This is a genomic window from Geobacillus sp. YF-1 (assembly GCF_052692335.1).
The window spans coordinates 3234057-3252625 of sequence record NZ_CP199850.1; the positions used below are offsets into that span (position 1 = coordinate 3234057).

An 18569-nucleotide genomic window follows, 5' to 3' on the forward strand; every position below is an offset into this window, starting at 1 on the left:
TGCATCGAATGAAATAGGAGGTAGATTCATGAACGTCACAAACCTGGAACCTACATTAGAATTTGCCCAAAAGCTTGATCAAGAAGACCCATTACGTCATTTCCGCGATGAATTTTACTTACCGCCAAATTCCATTTATATGGATGGCAACTCACTAGGACTTCTTTCCAAAAGAGCGGAAAAAACACTGTTCACCGTATTACAAGATTGGAGAATATTAGGAATAGACGGTTGGACAAAAGGAACTTATCCATGGTTTGACCTATCAGAGAAGGTGGGCGCCATGTTGGCGCCATTAGTCGGCGCTTCACCGGAAGAAGTGATTGCTACAGGCTCTACCACTGTTAATTTGCATCAGTTAGTTTCTACCTTTTATCATCCAGAAGGAAAGAGGACAAAGATCTTAGCTGATGAATTAACCTTTCCATCAGACATTTATGCGTTGCAGAGTCAGCTTCGTATTCACGGTTATGACCCCAGCACCCATCTGATTCGAGTAAAAAGTCGTGATGGGCGTTTTTTGGAAGAAGAAGATATTATTTCAGCCATGTCTGAAGACGTTGCCTTAGTTATTTTGCCTACTGTTTTGTACCGCAGTGGTCAAATTTTGGACATCAAGCTGCTGACTCATGAAGCACATAAACGTGGCATCTTGATCGGATTCGATGCTTGCCACTCCATTGGAGCCATTCCGCACTCATTTAGTGAGTGGGGGGTTGATTTCGCTTTTTGGTGCAACTACAAGTATATAAACGGAGGGCCTGGCTGTGTCGCAGGACTCTATGTCCATCGTAAACATTTCGGTTCCGCACCTGGCCTAGCTGGATGGTTTGGATCGAAAAAAGACAAACAATTTGATATGGAACATACATTCAGTCCTTCTTTGACAGCTGGAGCTTATCAAATTGGAACACCGCATCTTTTGAGTCTAGCTCCTTTGATTGGATCCTTAGAAATCTTCATGGAAGCAGGAATCGAACGGATTCGTCAAAAGTCTTTGCAACTGACGAGTTACTTGATGTACTTAATTGAACATGAACTTTCTTCTTTCGGCTTTATCATCGGCAATCCAAAGGACAATGCACGCCGTGGGGGACATATTAGCTTAGAACATGAGGAAGCGGCCCGCATTTGCAAATCATTAAAAGAAAATGGCGTCATTCCAGACTTCCGAGCACCAAATATTATTCGCTTAGCCCCGATTGCTTTGTACACATCTTATGAAGAGGTATGGAACGTTGTACAAATTCTTAAGAAAATCATGCAAGAGAAACAGTATAAGAAGTTTTCAAACGAGCGTGAAGTAGTCGCCTAAATAGTAAGGAGGGAGACACAATGACCAAGCCAAATCACTATACGCATGAATCGCAAGAAAAAGACACTGGATTACATCGTAAATTAAAAACGAACCAATTAACTATGATCGCTATGGGATGTGCCATTGGCACTGGGTTGTTTCTCGGAAGTGGCCTTGCCATTCAAACAGCCGGGCCTAGTGTTTTGCTTAGTTATGCCATTGGTGCTTTTATCGTATTGTTGTTGATGGGTTGTTTAGCTGAAATGACTGTCGCTCATCCAACATCAGGTTCTTTTGGAACCATTGCTGATCGGTACATCCACCCCTATGCAGGTTTTATCGTCCGCTATTCGTATTGGATCGCTAATGTCCTCGCTGTAGGGGTGGAAGTGAGTGCCATTGCCGTTTATATGAGATACTGGTTCCCTCATACACCAGGGATCCTATGGATCCTACTATTTGGAGGCATTCTTATTTACGTTAATGCCACTAACGTTCATACGTTTGCTACTTTTGAGTACTGGTTCTCGATGATCAAAGTGAGTGCAGTAGTCCTTTTTATTCTCCTTGGAACCTATGTTATATTCGGGGGATCGGAACAATCTGGAATTGGACCCTCCAATTTCGTTAATGATGGCGGATTTCTCCCATTTGGCTGGTGGGGGATGTGGGTGGCTATCTTTATTTCTCTATTTAGCTTCTTAGGAACAGAAATGATAGCGGTTACATCAGGTGAAGCAAAAGAACCCGAAATTGCCGTTCCCAAAGCATTAAAAGCAACCGTTTTTCGTTTATCGACTTTTTATGTACTCACGATCGCCATCATGTTGATGATCGTCCCATGGAAAGCAGCGGGAATTGACAAAAGTCCTTTTGTGAAAGTAATGGAAATCCTAAACATCCCTGGTGCTTCCGGGGTGGTGAACTTCATTGTTCTCACTGCGGCACTATCGGCGATGAATAGCCAATTATATGCGTCAACGAGAATGATGTTTGCATTGGCACAAGAAAGCTATGCTCCCTCTTTCTTTGCTGGGGTGAGCAAAAAAGGGGTTCCGATCAAGGCATTACTCGTTTCTACCGCCGGAATTGCCATTTCAGCCATCGTTTCAGCCCTTCTTCCTGAGACATCGTATACGGTCATGATGGGCATTTCCATGTTTGGAGCCATTTTTACTTGGTGGATGATTTTTGTTTCTCATCTTTTTTTCCGAAACAAGTGGAATCAAACGAATGGTCGCCCATTGCCGATCAAAATGATTGGATTTCCTTACTTAACCATCCTAGGCGGCGTATTATTACTCTGTTTAATGATTACAACTTGGTTTACACCATTTAAACCGATGTTACAGTTTGGGATTCCTTGGCTATTATTGCTAACCATTGCGTATGTTCTTTGGAAAAGGCGCAATGCCACATACCATAACGCAACTTCTTCTACATCATCCGATGAAACGGTCGCGAGCACAAATCAATAATCGTATCCAGCCGATCATTCTACGAAAAGGGTGGGAACATATGCAAAAGAAACAAAATCCATTCGAACTGGAGAAAGGCATTCATACAGATTTCCAAGAAGAAATGTCGTACACAAGCTATCTTCAGCTTGATAAAATTTTATCGAGTCAACGGCGGTTATCTAACCATCATGATGAGATGCTATTTATCATTATTCACCAAACAAGTGAACTTTGGATGAAACTCATTTTACATGAAATGGAAGCTGCTATTCAATGTATTTTAGATGACGATTTAGAACCATCCTTTAAAATGTTTGCCCGCATCTCAAGAATCCAACAACAACTCATTCAATCATGGGGTGTTCTTTCAACACTGACTCCATCAGAGTACATGGAATTTCGTGAATGTTTAGGCCATGCTTCCGGATTCCAGTCTTATCAAAACCGTTTAATTGAATTTGCCCTTGGACAAAAAAATATACACGTTTTGCCTGTCTTCCAACACGATCAGCATATTTACGAACAGTTGATGAGGGCACTACACGCTCCAAGTGTCTATGACGCAGCGATCAAAGCATTGGCCGTTCGCGGGTTATCTATTGATCAGGAGGTCCTTCAGCGCGATTACTCGCAAAACTACCAGCCCAATGCTAGCGTGGAGAAAGCATGGTTGACGGTATATCGAAATGTCGATCGATATTGGGATTTATATGAGCTCGCGGAAAAGCTAGTAGATATAGGTAGCCAACAGCAAATATGGCGTTATATGCACATGACTACGGTTGAACGAATTATTGGCTACAAAAAAGGAACCGGAGGATCATCAGGTGTCTCCTACTTAAAAAAAGCACTCGATCGGCCGTTCTTCCCTGAACTATGGACATTAAGAACCAAATTATAAAAGACAACAGCAGGAGGCGGAATGATGAGTACATGGATCGACATCTCCCAACGACTTGATGAACATACTCCGGTATGGCCGGGCGATACTCCTTTTTCCTATCGCATTCGCTGGCACAAAGAGGACAGTGGGTCAGTAAATGTCGGCCAAATCACCATGAGCACACATACAGGCACACACATTGATGCTCCCTTTCACTTTGATAACAAAGGAAAAAAGGTCATCGATCTTGATGTAAATATCTATATCGGACCGGCCCGAGTTATCCATCTTTCAAATCCAAAAAAAATTGGAATCGACGAATTACAACAGATTGACTTAAACGGAGTGACACGCTTATTAATCTACACGGGGGCATGGACAAATCGGAATACATTTCCGGAAACCATCCCCTATATTGATGCGCCATTGGCGCCATACTTAAGAAAATACGGAATTCGTTTGATCGGGGTGGATTTGCCTTCGGTTGACCCGTTGACAAGCAAACGATTGCCTGCCCATCACGAATTGCACCGCTGTGGAATTCATATTTTGGAGGGGCTCGTATTAGACCATGTTCCTCCTGGGGACTATGAGCTAGCAGCCCTTCCTCTTCCCTTAGTAAATGGCGATGGGAGTCCTGTACGGGCAGTATTACGGAAAATGGAATAAAACCATTCAGAGGCATTGGTTTCGTTTGCTTTGGCGGCAATCAAACATCAATGAGGCTTGTTCACCCAAAAACCATCCGTCTTCAAAAATGGCAGGGCGTACTCAATGTTCAAAACAGAGAGATCGCATCAAAGGATGCTACCCTCTAGGAGGCCGGTGGTTTAAGGGGAAATACCAACATTGTTTATCAAATTGAAAAACCTTGCAACGTCATCATCTTATTTCTTGTAATTTCCGACAAGTCGAGCGAAACTGGTGATTTAATCCTAGATACGGCTTTGCAATGTCATTTCTCAACTAGAAAAACCTTGTTGCATCGGTCCTGCTTTTCACGCGTTCTCCCATTGATGAAGGGAATCAGCGGTTTTTCACCAGCCTTCTAGAAAAGAGATGGATCCAGAATATACAGGTAGGCCGAACAACTAGTCCTAAGCCTCAAAGGAACCCGTTTTTTGGTTAATAAATTATGGGATCTTTCCATCATTTTTTTGCATAAATTAAAATTTTTGGTTCATCACCAAAAGATGTACTTGCATCTATCATTGAAGTGTGGCAGCCGTTTCTAGCCGAACTCGCAATGCAAATCTTTGGATATTTCTGTATCCATACCCTCGGCGTTTGATCAGCTTGATCTTGTTATTCGTCCCTTCCATTTTCCCATTCGAATAAGGCAACAAAATGCACGAAATGATTTCTTCTGTTCGTTTTACGAGTGCTTTTGCGATGGCACGCACAACAGAACAAGTACAAAACAAATACCGATGAATCCAAGCTTCCAAGCGACGTTTCGCCTGTCGTTCGCCTTGGCTTTTGGATACATAGCGAAAATGTTGGAGGGATTGATAAACAACCTGTAGGTAATCGCTTTCTTTACACCACTCCCGTACCGTTTGACGTTCCTCCTCGGTTAATTTCTCTGGGCATTGGCTCAATAAACAACAAACGTACCGAACATTTCTGTGTTTCTTGCCCCCTTTGGCTAAATATTTGCGACACCGATTTAAGGCTTCCGTAAACAGCTGAATGACATGAAAATAATCGACCACATGTACCGCTTCTGGACACGCCCCTTGAATGGCTTTTTTCATGGCCGGAGCCAAATCGCTCACGACACACTGGACAGAAGAAGACACACACGCCAATGCACTTCGAATGGCTGCCTCATTCTTTCCTGCTTCGATGGAATACACTTCTCCCGTCTCTGCATCCATGACCGCCACTCCATAGTCATGCCCTTTTCGAAAAGCAAACTCATCGACACAAACCGCCTTTGGCTGAATGGTATTCGACAAAAAGGAAGGGGCATGGGTATAAAACCAACGTTCAACAGTCGTGTAAGGGAGTTTTAGCATACGAGCCACCGCCTGAATGGATGTTCCAATGCAAGATTGCGCCACCCATTGTTGAAAGGCGTCCGTTGCCACACTTCGAGGGGAGATCCCTAGATAAGAGGTGCTGAATGTCATGCCACAAGTGCAACAACGTCTCCGTTCCACTGGGAGTTCAATCCAAAAAACCCCGATCCGTTGGGCATAGCCATGCATCCATTGCTTCTTTTTTCGGGTCATTTTTGTTGTGCGTTGCAAGCAGACAGGACATAACGGACATTGTTCGGGAAGAGAAAGTTCGAAAATCCAGCGTTCTCCTTCTTTTCGTTCCTTTTCAATCAAAACATCTGGCAAATCGATAAGTTCTTTGATAAACTGAGAGTACATGCGAATTTTCCTCCAATGGTTTGGTTTGGTCACCTTTACCATACAGGAAAATTCGCATTTTTTGTACCCTCTATTTTCTTTATTTTCCTACTGCGTTCCATGTCAATATATCAAGTACAACTTGTGGTGAAGAGCCAAATTTTTGGGCTCTTCACCACAAGTTGTACTTGATTTTTTCATCACGTACCTTACTTATGCAACCAAGAAAGAACAGGAAACCAATCATGTTTTGCATACACTTGTTCAGAGAAGTGAACCGTCTGTCAAGTACATGTTGTGGTGATGAGCCAATTTTCGAGGATAAAGGCTCGACAACTGCTTATATTTCTTTATTTTCTTAATTTGCTTAATAATCATTCTTGAAAAATGAGGCAACAATAAATATACTTGTAATTATATTACACAATTACAAAAGGACAATGGGAAGGCGGAAAACAAGTATACGCAATGCAGAGTGATATCGATTCGTTTCGATGCGGTCTCATTGGGTGCCGTAGATTTGCTTGTGCAAGCGGGATTGGCGCAAAGCCGTTCTGAGGCAGCCGGGAAGTTGATTGCAATGCGGCAAACTGCGATCGATGATGCGGAAGAGAAAGGTAATGATGAAATAGCAAAGCTGATGTTGGAAGAACTAGAAAAAAGGAGAGGAAATCATGGCTGAATCTATAAAACCTGAACTGGTAAAGGAATTTGTTTATCATGCTCATGGCGATTTTGAGAAAGTCAAGGAGTTATTAGAGCAAGAGCCAGGCTTACTCCATGCAAGTTGGGATTGGGGCGGTGGCGATTGGGAAACAGCGCTGGGAGCGGCCGCACATATGGGGAGAAGAGATATTGCAACATACCTGTTGGATAGAGGGGCCAGAATTGACATTTTTGCCGCAGCCATGTTAGGTGAATTGGCGATCGTAAAAGCAATTCTGGAGGCTCATCCAGACATGATAAACGCTAAGGGCCCACATACCATACCGCTCATTGATCATGCAAAGGCTGGCGGCGATTCCGCTTTGGCTGTTGTCAAATATCTCGAGTCGCTTAAATAACTATATACATGCTCATTGAAAAACGATCATTTGGCTTCTCCTGCAACGAGCTTCCTCCCCCATGGTTCAGCTTGCAGGTTGAGCCTACAGGTCTTTGGAGGAAATGATGCAGCGCTTAGAGTGTGCAGGATAACGGAGAGGTTAACTCTTCATGTTGCATGTATAAAATTTTGTTTACATCCAGCCGATTACCTATCATGTTCCATATCAGTTCGTATTGAGATGAAAGAAGAAACGAAATTCTTTATTGCAACTTATAAAGCAGATTAGACACTACGTTTGTCGAACCACTTCTCAACTGTGAGAAAAAAACGATAAAATAATTCTAAAGCTCCATAAAGTAGCTTTTGACTCCCAACTATAAAGCGGCTTTGGCCGCCGTCTTTCTCACTCTTTTTGTTTTTGGATGGGGCGGATGCAATCTTTTAATTCGCGGCAAAGGTGCTGAATGCAATCATTTCCCCGGAACTTGGCGTCTTCGGCAAGGTATACCGTGAAATCTTCCGCCTCTTTATTGGTCATCGTTAGTTCATACCCGTTCAAATTAAGGAAAGTGACGAATACGGCTAAAGCCGTCCGTTTATTGCCATTGTGAAAAATATGCCCCGTCGCGATGGAATGGTAATAGCAGCACGCTTTTTCAATAATCGAAGGAAACTGCTCCTCCCCGAACAATTTCGTTTTCGGCCTTTCCAACATCCAGGCAAATTTATCAGAGAATTTGACCCCCGCTTGTTCGGCATCACCGTGCATTTCCATAATCGTATAATGCAAGAAGATGATTTCTTCGGCTGTTAAATAATAAACCATGTTTTCCTCTGTCTGCTCCTTTATCTGTCTTTCAAGTTCCGCAGCGCTTCATCATATTTGGCAATCGCGCGGTTCATCGCCATCACTACTTCGGGACGGACCCCTTTTGGAATCCGGTTTGCGCGCTTCATCACGATTTCCCCCCGTTCTTTATCGTAATATATTTCCATTTCATCCCCTTTATTTATGTTTAACATCATCGCTAAATCCTTCGGGATATTCACGGACAAACTATTCCCTACTTGGTTAATCCGCCGTGTGTATATTTTTTCATAGTTGTCACCCAACATTTCCACGCCCATTTCTTTTCTGCCGTTACAGAAAACTTATAAGGCTTTATAAGATAGTTAAAAATCTTATAAAGACCTATGTTTCTTTCCTTGTTCATCGCACCCGATTTCGCCAAGGCTACTCTCGTTGGATGTGGTGCTCCGAAGGCTTCAATTCCCCACTAACGAATGGGTACATGTCAATAGCCGCTTTACGTGCTAGGCTATTGACTCACCATATTTTTTTAAGTTTCTACTTGCGTTCACATCCCTGTCTATTTGATTTCCACATTCATCACATACAAACGTTCTTTCTGACAAAGAAAGTTTCTCTTTTACAGCCCCACAATGGCTGCACGTTTTAGACGAAGGGAAGAATCGATCGGCAAGTATAAACTTAATTCCATTCCAGGCACACTTATATTCCATTTGCCTTTTCAACTCGTGGAATGTTTGTTCTTGGATGGCTTTCGATAGCTTTCTGTTCTTTAACATTCCATGAGTATGTAAGCTCTCCATGACTACATACTCTGGCTTGGTTTTCACCAAAGATGCAGTGATTTGATGAATATAATTGTGCCTAATGTGTTTCAGCCTTCGGTACGTCTTTCGAACAAGGAATTCCAACTTCTTTATATTGTTTGTTTTTCTGTAACGGAATTCACCTCCTTCTGTTTTTATTTTGTTTTTCTCATATTTCCTTAATAGCTTACGTTGTAACCTTTTCAGCCTTTTCTCCAGCTTCTTCACTTTGTTTGATTTGTTTATATTGCGAAACTTCTGCCCGTTGCTAACGACAGCTAAATCCTTCACCCCTAAATCAATGCCTATGCCATCGGTATAATTTTGGTTTTTGTTTTCAACTTCTTCAACTCCAATAGTAAGCCACCAATTTATTCCGTCAAACGTGATTCTTGGGTTGAGATAGTTTATATTACTCCCTGTTGGGATTCTGTCTTTTTCAGCTAACTTAACATCATTCAATTTTTGCTTGTTCTTTTTCTTCGAAGTAGTCAGCTTTTCCAATTTCACATGCGTTTTTGTGATTTTTATTTTTGCCGTATCTTGATAAAAACTTGGTTTGCTTCTCTTTTTTGACTTAAATTTTGGAAACTTTGCCCTGCCTTCAAAGAAGTTTTTATACGCTTGACAGGCATCTTTAATCGCTTGTTTTGTTATATTGTTTGAATAATGATTAAGCCAATCATATTGTTTCTGCTTTTTTAATTGCGTCAATATTTTTCTCAATTCACGATCGTTTAAAAACGTTCCACCATTTTTGTCGTTTTCTTGTTGTGTAGCCAAAGCCCAATTGTATGCCCATCGGGATACACCTGCACACTCAAATAACTTTGTTCTTTGCTTATGGTTTGGCAAAAGCATGACTTTATAAGTCTTGATCATCTTTTACCAACTCCTGAATCATTTTCTTGGCTTTCCCTATGTCAGTTATCATTTCAAACCGATTTATCACCTATATACATAGTTTTTATAAATTGTATATAGAGTTTTACGAAATTTTATAAATTTATTTCAACTGTGTGTCACCTCCTTTCCATAATATGGGCCAAAAGCGATGCTTTTATCCATAATAATTATTACTGTATAAACAATTATAACAGCAATTTGCTGAAACGCAATCCGCCATCCGCAAAAAAGGCTTGTTTGCTGGAAAAAGCAAATATCATGAAGTTGCCAACGTTACGTTAAGACATTTCTTCTATATACATGCTCATTAAAAGATTCACCTTCGTATAGCTGGTGCCCACTCCGGTAATACTGCTCCTAAGGAAAAGCATGGGAAAGGAGCGGAATTCGGCATGAAATGTCTCAAAATCACCGACCATCACGGATGGACGCCCCGGAAACTCCGCAAGCAGGAACGGAAGATCAAAAACGCCTAGCTCCGCCAACGCGTGATGGCCGTCCGCCTGGTCATGGAAAGATCGTTGGGCAAAGAGGCTGCCTCCATGGTCCATGTGTGCCTCCAAACCGTTTCCCATTATGTGTCGCTGTTTAATGAAGGCGGTCTTGAACTCCTGCTTCATCGGGATGTTGCCCCTTTGCGGGAGCCGTTTCTCACTGAAAAACAGCAGGAACAGATCAAACACCTCGTGTTGACCACCACATCTGCGGAGCTGGGCTGATTGCATGAAAGACAGCGTCTCGGTAATCGTTTTTGCTTTTTCATTCAATAGCTCCATCAAGAACAAAAACAAGCAGCGGTGCTAGCCGAGCCTTGATGCTCAACCAACACCGCAGATCCAATGGTATGTTATTGCCGGTGAACCAATTCAAGCGGAACCGGGATGAATGATTCCACTTTCTCCCCTTTGTGAACGCGAATGGCGGCTTCCACAGCTTTTTCGCCAATTAATGCCGGTTTTTGCGCGACCGTGGCTGCCATTTTGCCTTCTTTCACCGCTTTGACCGCATCATCCGTGGCGTCGAATCCAACCACCATCACGTTGTTCATTCCATGGGCTTGCAACGCCTCCAATGCCCCTAAGGCCATCTCGTCGTTATGGGCAAAGACCGCTTGAATGTCTTTATGGCTTTGCAAAATGTTTTCCATGACCGACAGTCCTTTCGCCCGGTCAAAATCTGCCGCCTGTTTGGCGACGACCTTCATATTGGCCGCTTTGTCAATGACTTGGTGAAATCCTTCTCCACGTTCACGAGCCGCCGAAGAACCAGGAATTCCTTCTAATTCCACAATGTTTCCACCGTTTTTCAAGTGATCGACAAGAAATTGGGCTGCCATTTTCCCTCCAGCCACATTGTCGGAGGCGATATGGGTGACCACTTTCCCGCCGTCCGCGCTGCGGTCAACGGTAATCACTGGAATGTTGGCGCTGTTCGCCGATTCAATCGCAGAAACCACGGCGCTAGCGTCCGTCGGATTGACCAAAAGCACATCGACCTTCTGCTGGATCAAGTCTTCAATATCGTTGATTTGTTTCGCCGAATCATTTTGGGCATCAACCACAATCAGTTCTGCCCCTTTGTCCTTGGCGGCTTTTTCAGCCCCTTCTTTTAATGTGACAAAGAACGGGTTATTCAAGGTGGAAATGGACAAACCGATTTTGACTTCTCCGTCTTGTTTCGTTTTCCCCTGGCCGCTCGATGCGTTGTTCTGTTCGAGCGAACATCCACCCAACACGCCTCCCGCAAGCAACAATGCTGCCAATAACCCCACTGCTTTTCTCATTTTGATTCCCCCTTGTTTTTTGATCAAATCTATCATGCTTCTTTACGGCGATCGAGCAAGACCGCAAGAAGAATGACCGCTCCTTTAATGACCTGTTGATAAAAGGAAGATACATTGAGCAAGTTTAACCCATTGTTTAACACACCGATCATGAGTGCTCCCACCAATGTACCAAAAATCCATCCTTTTCCTCCCGATAAGCTGGTACCGCCTAAGACAACCGCGGCAATGGCATCCAACTCGTACGCTGTTCCTGCCGTCGGCTGCGCTGAATTCAAACGGGAAGTTAAAATGAGCCCCGCCAAAGCAGATAACGCCCCTGTTAGCGCATACACATACATTTTCAGCCGGTCCACGCGAAGTCCTGATAGACGGCTCGCTTCTTCGTTCCCGCCAATCGCGTACGTATGGCGGCCAAACGTTGTCTTTTTCAATGCGATATACAAAACGAGATAGACGACGAGCATCAAGATGATCGGCACGGGGATGCCAAAGAAATAACCGCGGCCCATCATCTGAAACAGGATGTCACTAGACGCAAACCCTGTAATGGGACGTCCGTCCGTGTAAACGAGAGTCAAGCCGCGAAACGCCGTCATGGTCGCCAACGTAGCGATAAACGGAGCGACCTTACCTTTGGTGATCAGCACTCCATTCAAGACGCCCATGGCCGTGCCAGCTAACAAGCCGACGAATATGGCGACAAATCCATTGATCCCTTGCGCCATCATTCCCGCTGTTATGGCGCTTGATAGCGCTAACACAGAGCCGACCGATAAATCGATGCCTCCCGTTAAAATGACAAACGTCATGCCAAAGGCAATGAGCGCGTTAATCGATACTTGCCGCAACAGATTGAGCCAGTTGTCCATCGTCAAAAAGTCATCACTCAATACGGAAAGCACCATGCATAGCAGAACCAATCCGATCAAAGGCCCTAGTTTTTTCACATCCCATTTCCGCTTTGCTTCCATCATCGATTCCCCCCTGTCGCCGCCCGCATGATCGTTTCTTGATCCAGCCCATCGTTCTCCAAGACCGCCTGAACGTTTCCTTCATGAATCACCATAACACGGTCACTCATGCCTAATACTTCTGGCAATTCGGAAGAGACCATCACGATCGCGACACCTTGAGCAGCCAGTTCATTGATGATTTCGTAAATCTCTTTCTTTGCCCCCACATCCACGCCGCGAGTAGGTTCATCCAAAATGAGGATGCGGGGGTTCATCGCCAGCCACTTTCCGAAGACAACTTTTTGTTGATTTCCACCGCTCAATGCTTTTACCGCTAAATCAGGCGAAGAAGTTTTAATATTCAGCAGATGGATGAATGACAACACCACGTCCCGCTCTTTCGATGACTGGATGAATCCTGCTGTCGCCAATTGTTCCAATTTCGGCAACGTCAAATTCTCATGAACACTCATCTCGAGAACGAGCCCTTTTTGCTTTCGGTCTTCGGTAATCATGGCGATGCCATGTTCTACAGCTTGACGCGGAGAGCGGATGCGCACAGGGCGTCCGTCGATATAAATATCTCCTTCATCGAATGGTCTGGCGCCGAAAATAGCTTCCATGATCTCTGTTCGCCCTGATCCCATCAATCCTGCAACACCAAGCACTTCACCAGCCCGCACGGAAAACGATACGTTTTCAAACACTCCGATTTTCGTGAGTCGTTCCACACGCAATCGCTCTTCTCCGATGGTGACACGCCGCTTTGGAAAGCGCTCCCCAATTTGCCGACCGACCATCATTTGCACAATTTCATCAACGTTCGTTTCCTTGACTCGTTTTGTGCCGATGAACTGGCCATCACGCAAAACGGAAATCCGATCGCAAATCGTAAAAATTTCTTCCATCCGATGAGAAATGTACACAATCGCGATCCCTTGCTCCTTCAAGGTTTGAATGACGGAAAACAAGGCCTGAATTTCCCGTTCCGTAAGCGCCGCTGTCGGTTCGTCCATAATGAGGCACTTGGCGTTCGTCGAAATCGCCCTAGCAATCTCGATCATCTGCTGTTTCCCGACCGATAACCGTCCGGCGAGCTCTCTCGGGTTCAGGTCCATTCCTAATCTCCGTAAATAGGCAGCGGCCTGTTGTTCCATTTCTTTATAACGAATGACACCCGTTCGCCCGATTGTCGGCTCGCGCCCAAGGAAAATATTTTCCGCCACCGTCAACGTTGGAATGATGTTCAACTCTTGATGAATCACGACAATCCCGTCGCGTTCCGCCTCTTTCGGATGGCGGTAATGCACGTCCCGCCCGTTGACAACAATCGTTCCCCCATCCCGATCATAAATGCCGGTCAGCACTTTAATCAGCGTCGATTTCCCCGCGCCATTCTCCCCCATCAACGCATGCACTTCTCCAGGGAGCACTTCAAAATCAACGCCATTCAAAACGATATTGGTGCCAAACGACTTTTGGATCGATCGCATGTCAATTAAGGGCCTCATGGTTTCTGCCCTCCTTTTCTTTCAGACATTTTCCTATGAAAAGTTCACACCAGAACGAAGAATGATATTGGCATAAGGAGTGGCTTCCCCTGTACGAATGACTGCCTTCGCTTCCTTCGTCATGACCTTGAATTCTTCATGAGGGACAAATTGAATCGGCACATCTCTCATTCTGGCTTTAATGCTTTCGTACATGTCTGGATTTTGGGTTTTGATTTCCTCCGCTAATACGATTCTTTCCACGACCAACTCATCGATGACCGCATCCAAGACGGACAAAAAAGGTGGGACCCCTTTGACAACAGCTAAGTCAATGCGCGCCTCTTCGTTTGGAATCGGCAGCCCGCAATCAGCAATCACGATCGTATCGGTGTGTCCTAGCGAGGCAAGCAATGTGCTCAACTCTTTATTTAAAATCCCTTGTTTTTTCATGACTGACTCCCTTCCTGTTTGGCCAACAATGATTCGACATCCTCCCGTGTCGGCATCCCGGCCTGCGCACCGAGCTTGGTGACCGATAGCGCTGCGGCCGCATTGGCAAACCGGCACGCTTCCGCAAGCGGCTTTCCTTCCGCCAGCGCAACGGCGAGCGCGCCGTTAAACGTATCTCCTGCCCCGGTCGTATCGACAACCGGCACGCGGAAACCCGGGATGAGCTGTTCCTGCCTGTCTTGCCAAATGCGCACTCCTTTCGCCCCTTCAGTGACGATCAGTTTATTGACCAACGTGCGCTCATCCATGCCGGCAAACAACAACGTGCGCTCATGTTCGTTTGGCGTTAGGAAATCCGCCTGCTCAAGCACGGACGGCGGCAGCGGCTGCGCCGGAGCGGGGTTGACAATGACCCGCACGCCACGGCGATGGGCGAGCGAAACCGCCCGCTCGACGACCGGAATCGGGATTTCCAGCTGCAACAGGCAAACATCGCTTTGCGCGATGACCGATTCGTACTTGTCGAGATCCTCTGGAGGTAAGGCGTGATTCGCTCCGGGCACAACGATAATGCGGTTGTCTTGTTCGGAAATGGTAATCGACGCAATGCCGGTATGTTGATGTGTAACCGGTTTCACACCGTCGACAGAAATCCCTTCGCTTTGCAGAGAGCGAAGGAGCTCCCTGCCGAATGCGTCCTCGCCGACCGCACCAATCATTCGCACGTCGGCGCCAAGACGGGCGGCCGCCACCGCCTGGTTCGCTCCCTTGCCGCCGGGAGTGGTGAGAAACCGCTCGCCCAAGATGGTCTCCCCTTGGTTTGGAAAGCGTGCCGCCACGGTGACTAAGTCCATGTTGATACTACCAATCACAGTAATGACAGGCTTGTTCACGTTTGTTCCCTCCTTGACGTCGATTGCCGCACCATTAATTGAACCGGAAGCTGATAATGAATTTTTTCCAGTGGCTTTCCTTCGATTTGTTTGATTAAAATTCTGGCCGCGATGGCCCCCATTTCATAAATGGGCTGAGACACCGTCGACAGCTCAGGGGTGGTCATTTCCGTCAACGGGATGCCGTCGTAACCGATAATCGCAATATCATCAGGAACTCTCAATCCGCACTGCTGAACCGCTTTCAACGCACCGACCGCCATCGCGTCATTGCCGGCAAAAATGCCATCGATCTCATGATCGGTCAAAGCCGCCATCACCGCTTCTTTGGCCTGCTTGAGCTGGTAGTTCCCCTGAATCACTAACCGCTGCTCCCAAATCCCCAGTTCCATCATTTCATCCTGGTAACCACGAAAGCGCTCAACCGCGTTGACCACATGCATCGGACCTTGAATATGAGCGATGCGCCGACATCCCATTTCATACAAATGTCTAGTCGCCAACCGCGCACCCCCATAGTTATCAGCGACCACAGACGGATACCGCTCATGGAACGGACGGTCCAGCACAACAATCGGAACATCCCATTCATCCACTTCATCCGGCGTCAATTGGTTCGTTGTCAAAATGACACCGTCCACATATTTTTGTTTTAACACTTCGATGTATTCTCGTTCTTTTTCAGCTTTTTCATCGGAATTGCATAGAATAACCGTATAGTCATAAATGTTCATCACATCTTCCACCGCGCGCACGAGTTCCGGAAAGAATGGGTTGGTAATATCGGGGACAATCAAGCCAACCGTTTTCGATGTTTTTTTAAACAGCGCCCTCGCCACTTCACTCGGCTTGTAATTCAGCTCCTTCATCGCCTGTCTGACGCGCTTCTCCGTTTCTTCATTCACGTACCCGTTTTGATTCAACACCCGCGACACGGTGGCGACGGACACACCTGCACGCTTTGCGACATCACGAATCGTTGCCATTGTCAATTCCTTCTCTTTCGTTGATGTAACCGGTTACAGATAGTATACATGATTTCGGAGAAGCCATCAAGTATTTTCCTATCCCTTCTCACCCCGAGGCTCCTTTTAAACATGGAGGTCAGTCATATTGTGATTTTCCCCGCCTACGGTTATAATAAGAGTGAAAAAACCATACGATAAAAGCAGGACATTGGCAGCCACCAATGTCCTGATCAACACGCACGGCTGCTGCAAGAAGTGCAGTGGCCCGGAAACGAGCAGGAGCAACCCACCCTCACCTAGGCCGAGCAGGGTGGGTTACTTCTCTTTTGACACCGCAATGACTGCCACGACAAGCGACGCAAAAGAAATCATTAAGGACAACGCCTCCGCAACAGTCATCAATCCAGCAGCACCCCCTTTCATCAAGGGAGTCGCCACTGCCCACCCTGCGTAAACCGTGCATTTGTATTATACCATGCTCGATGCAACCCACAAATAGATCTTGGCAAATTGGGGATGTTTTTCCATCACACAAAAAACTCCTTGCCCGCCGCAAGGAGTGTTGTTCGCTATTCTTTTTTCCACCGCTCGCTCGCTTCATCCGCCTGTTTGGCCGCCGCCATTATACTCATGATGACAAGCATCACAGACGAACCGACAAACATTCCGGCGATAAACGCGACCATGGCCATCTCTCCCTTTTCTTTGAAACTAGTTATTTGCCATTCTTCCCCTTTTCGCCCCGGCCTATACGTTGGGAGAGTCTACAGCCATATCATACGCCGCGCTCGAGCGAACGATGCCCCGCTTTCCGCCAACGGCGACAAAAAAACACGATGACTAAAGCGATCAGCGCCCCGCACGAGTCGATCGCCACATCTTTCGGCGTCGCCGTCCGCCCCGGCTCAAACGATTGATGCCATTCATCGGTCGCGGCATAAGCGGTCGCAAACAGCCAAGCGCCGATATACGACGCCCGCCTCGGGAACAGCGCCCGCCAGACCAACACAGCCAAAATGCCGAATTCGGTCAAATGCGCCGCTTTGCGAATGAGGAAGTTCAAGAACGAAGGACCTTCCTCCTCCCCGCCGCCAAACGGCCAATACGCGAGAATCACTTGCAAGACGTGAGCGGTATTCGCTCCGGTGAACCACGAAGACTCGCTAAACGTGTAAATGACGAGACACCAAAGCATGACGGGGAGCCAGCGGGAGAGAAAATCTCTCATTGTTTTCACCTGCCAACCACCTTGTTGCCGACAAAGCGAACCAACGAAAGCAGGCGCCTTGTCCGTGAAATCCTTTACCATCATAACAAGGATGGCGATAGTTTTCCATTTTCTTTTTTCAAAGCCGGGGAAAACGACAGTTGATTTCAAAGCGGATTGGTGATGTGCAGGAAACATAAAGAAAACTTGTAAACCTTCGTTTTTTCCCCTGCAAAACTGTTGGACAAACGAGGATGGTTCACTAGCCTTTTCGATTTGGGGAAAGACTCGCCTCCATTCAGAAAAACTTCTCTGTTCAGTCCAAACTTTAGGAAGCAGTTGCTCTTGCTCATATTCAAACCAAAAGGAAGGCAATGGAATCCGAGGCCTTCCTTCGTCTCTTACGCATATCATCCCTATTCAAGCGATAACGCTTTACATCATTTGTTTTCTTTCGTTCGTACTCACCGTATGAAATGGAATCCAACTAACAACAACGGTAACAACCATATTAATGATCAACGCGACAATGCCAACGTTTAAGGCCAGCACACCGATCCAGATCGCAGCAGTCGGGGAAATCGTGCCGTAAGAAGCTTGGGACACGATAATACCGAGTCCTTTCAATTGCAGCACCAAGTACGGAATGAGCGCCACAACCCCCACAAGCGCCACGAGAACGCCGAGCATCGGGCTATCATACTTACGAGCGAAGAAATCGGATTGGGACATCAATCGATGTTCTTTCGCATACTTCCATACGTTCGGAAGCATCCAATACGATAGTACATAGGCTAGGCAGCCGTAAGCGATGATGTAGAACGTCGGACCGCCCTTGCCGTAGGCCCAACCGCTCCCACCAAGGAAGGTAAACGTTGTGTAAATCTCGCCGGCCATCAAGAGAAACACAAACATCGTACCAAACCCGCGGCCGCCGACGGTCCATTGTTCCAAATTCATATCTTTCCCTTTGCGCGCCTGTAGACCTAAATAAAGGGAAAGCAACAAGAACGCAAAAATAATGACTAATGCTGCATTCATGTTTGCTCATCCTCCTTCACCGCGGGATCAAAGCGATACACAATCGCCATAATGACCGACGTAGCGATCACCCAGGCAACTAACCAAAAGAGAAGTAACGGCATTCCGAACACGTAAGGTTCGACCTTGTTCACAAATGGGATGCCGCCAAGCATGCCAACAAACGGCAGCACCATCAACCAACGGATGGACTTCATCTTCTCT

General features: G+C 46.0%; 21 protein-coding genes and 1 pseudogene. 6 read left to right on the forward strand and 16 right to left on the reverse strand.

What is annotated here, in order from left to right; all coding sequences use genetic code 11:
* Window positions 1-28: 28 nt before the first annotated feature.
* Genes kynU through kynB form a run of 4 tightly spaced genes read left to right on the forward strand, consistent with a single transcriptional unit; the run spans window position 29 to window position 4309 of the window.
* Window positions 29-1315: a kynureninase gene (gene kynU, locus ACTVIM_RS16025; RefSeq protein WP_445613183.1), complete on the forward strand. Its 1287-nt coding sequence runs from the start codon at window positions 29-31 to the stop codon at window positions 1313-1315.
* Window positions 1316-1335: 20 nt separating this feature from the next.
* Window positions 1336-2775 (forward strand): amino acid permease, encoded by a 1440-nt coding sequence (locus ACTVIM_RS16030; RefSeq protein ID WP_445613184.1) that lies wholly within the window; start codon window positions 1336-1338, stop codon window positions 2773-2775.
* A 40-nt stretch (window positions 2776-2815) separates the two neighbouring features.
* Window positions 2816-3658: a tryptophan 2,3-dioxygenase gene (gene kynA / locus ACTVIM_RS16035; protein ID WP_445613185.1), complete on the forward strand. Its 843-nt coding sequence runs from the start codon at window positions 2816-2818 to the stop codon at window positions 3656-3658.
* Window positions 3659-3682: 24 nt separating this feature from the next.
* On the forward strand, window positions 3683-4309 hold the full coding sequence (gene kynB / locus ACTVIM_RS16040) for an arylformamidase (protein ID WP_445613186.1): 627 nt from the start codon (window positions 3683-3685) through the stop codon (window positions 4307-4309).
* Window positions 4310-4848: 539 nt separating this feature from the next.
* Here kynB and ACTVIM_RS16045 read toward each other — a convergent pair.
* Window positions 4849-6024, reverse strand: a complete 1176-nt coding sequence (locus ACTVIM_RS16045) for an ISL3 family transposase (RefSeq protein WP_445613187.1) — start codon at window positions 6022-6024, stop codon at window positions 4849-4851.
* Window positions 6025-6523: 499 nt separating this feature from the next.
* Between ACTVIM_RS16045 and ACTVIM_RS16050 the strand changes: the two genes are divergently transcribed.
* Window positions 6524-6685 carry a hypothetical protein gene (locus tag ACTVIM_RS16050; protein WP_445613188.1) on the forward strand — a complete coding sequence of 54 codons (162 nt, stop codon included), beginning with the start codon at window positions 6524-6526 and terminating at the stop codon, window positions 6683-6685.
* Window positions 6678-7067 (forward strand): ankyrin repeat domain-containing protein, encoded by a 390-nt coding sequence (locus tag ACTVIM_RS16055; RefSeq protein ID WP_445613189.1) that lies wholly within the window; start codon window positions 6678-6680, stop codon window positions 7065-7067. The genes ACTVIM_RS16050 and ACTVIM_RS16055 overlap by 8 nt, the downstream gene beginning before the upstream one ends.
* A gap of 387 nt (window positions 7068-7454) precedes the next feature.
* Here the strand turns inward: ACTVIM_RS16055 and ACTVIM_RS16060 are convergent, their stop codons facing one another.
* From ACTVIM_RS16060 to ACTVIM_RS16130, 15 genes and pseudogenes are all read right to left on the reverse strand, one after another.
* Window positions 7455-7877 carry a type II toxin-antitoxin system death-on-curing family toxin gene (locus tag ACTVIM_RS16060; protein WP_445613190.1) on the reverse strand — a complete coding sequence of 141 codons (423 nt, stop codon included), beginning with the start codon at window positions 7875-7877 and terminating at the stop codon, window positions 7455-7457.
* A 20-nt stretch (window positions 7878-7897) separates the two neighbouring features.
* Entirely contained in the window at window positions 7898-8179 is a 282-nt protein-coding gene (locus ACTVIM_RS16065; RefSeq protein ID WP_445613191.1) for an AbrB/MazE/SpoVT family DNA-binding domain-containing protein, read from the reverse strand.
* 186 nt (window positions 8180-8365) lie between these two features.
* Window positions 8366-9550 carry an RNA-guided endonuclease InsQ/TnpB family protein gene (locus ACTVIM_RS16070; protein WP_445613192.1) on the reverse strand — a complete coding sequence of 395 codons (1185 nt, stop codon included), beginning with the start codon at window positions 9548-9550 and terminating at the stop codon, window positions 8366-8368.
* Window positions 9551-9852: 302 nt separating this feature from the next.
* Complete coding sequence (locus ACTVIM_RS16075) at window positions 9853-10341, reverse strand: hypothetical protein (protein ID WP_445613193.1); 489 nt, start codon at window positions 10339-10341, stop codon at window positions 9853-9855.
* A gap of 80 nt (window positions 10342-10421) precedes the next feature.
* A complete protein-coding gene (gene rbsB, locus ACTVIM_RS16080; protein ID WP_445613194.1) occupies window positions 10422-11357 on the reverse strand; it encodes a ribose ABC transporter substrate-binding protein RbsB in 936 nt (311 codons plus the stop codon).
* A 32-nt stretch (window positions 11358-11389) separates the two neighbouring features.
* Window positions 11390-12334 carry a ribose ABC transporter permease gene (gene rbsC / locus ACTVIM_RS16085; protein ID WP_445613195.1) on the reverse strand — a complete coding sequence of 315 codons (945 nt, stop codon included), beginning with the start codon at window positions 12332-12334 and terminating at the stop codon, window positions 11390-11392.
* Window positions 12331-13824 carry a sugar ABC transporter ATP-binding protein gene (locus ACTVIM_RS16090; RefSeq protein WP_445613196.1) on the reverse strand — a complete coding sequence of 498 codons (1494 nt, stop codon included), beginning with the start codon at window positions 13822-13824 and terminating at the stop codon, window positions 12331-12333. The genes rbsC and ACTVIM_RS16090 overlap by 4 nt, the downstream gene beginning before the upstream one ends.
* Before the next feature lie 33 nt (window positions 13825-13857).
* Window positions 13858-14256, reverse strand: coding sequence for a D-ribose pyranase (gene rbsD, locus ACTVIM_RS16095; RefSeq protein WP_150826044.1), 399 nt, complete (start codon window positions 14254-14256; stop codon window positions 13858-13860).
* Window positions 14253-15149 carry a ribokinase gene (rbsK, locus tag ACTVIM_RS16100; RefSeq protein ID WP_445613197.1) on the reverse strand — a complete coding sequence of 299 codons (897 nt, stop codon included), beginning with the start codon at window positions 15147-15149 and terminating at the stop codon, window positions 14253-14255. The genes rbsD and rbsK overlap by 4 nt, the downstream gene beginning before the upstream one ends.
* Window positions 15146-16135 (reverse strand): LacI family DNA-binding transcriptional regulator, encoded by a 990-nt coding sequence (locus ACTVIM_RS16105; RefSeq protein ID WP_031406788.1) that lies wholly within the window; start codon window positions 16133-16135, stop codon window positions 15146-15148. The genes rbsK and ACTVIM_RS16105 overlap by 4 nt, the downstream gene beginning before the upstream one ends.
* 297 nt (window positions 16136-16432) lie before the next feature.
* Window positions 16433-16540: a putative holin-like toxin gene (locus ACTVIM_RS16110; RefSeq protein ID WP_346771096.1), complete on the reverse strand. Its 108-nt coding sequence runs from the start codon at window positions 16538-16540 to the stop codon at window positions 16433-16435.
* Window positions 16541-16686: 146 nt separating this feature from the next.
* Window positions 16687-16803 (reverse strand): DUF3789 domain-containing protein, encoded by a 117-nt coding sequence (locus ACTVIM_RS16115; RefSeq protein WP_144976550.1) that lies wholly within the window; start codon window positions 16801-16803, stop codon window positions 16687-16689.
* Between the two features lie 89 nt (window positions 16804-16892).
* Window positions 16893-17345 (reverse strand): VanZ family protein, encoded by a 453-nt coding sequence (locus ACTVIM_RS16120; RefSeq protein WP_445614376.1) that lies wholly within the window; start codon window positions 17343-17345, stop codon window positions 16893-16895.
* Window positions 17346-17795: 450 nt separating this feature from the next.
* Window positions 17796-18365 (reverse strand): annotated as a pseudogene (locus tag ACTVIM_RS16125) (sodium:solute symporter family protein); the annotation flags it as partial.
* Window positions 18362-18562 carry a DUF3311 domain-containing protein gene (locus ACTVIM_RS16130; RefSeq protein WP_033021764.1) on the reverse strand — a complete coding sequence of 67 codons (201 nt, stop codon included), beginning with the start codon at window positions 18560-18562 and terminating at the stop codon, window positions 18362-18364. The pseudogene ACTVIM_RS16125 and the gene ACTVIM_RS16130, both read right to left, overlap by 4 nt.
* Window positions 18563-18569: the final 7 nt, after the last annotated feature.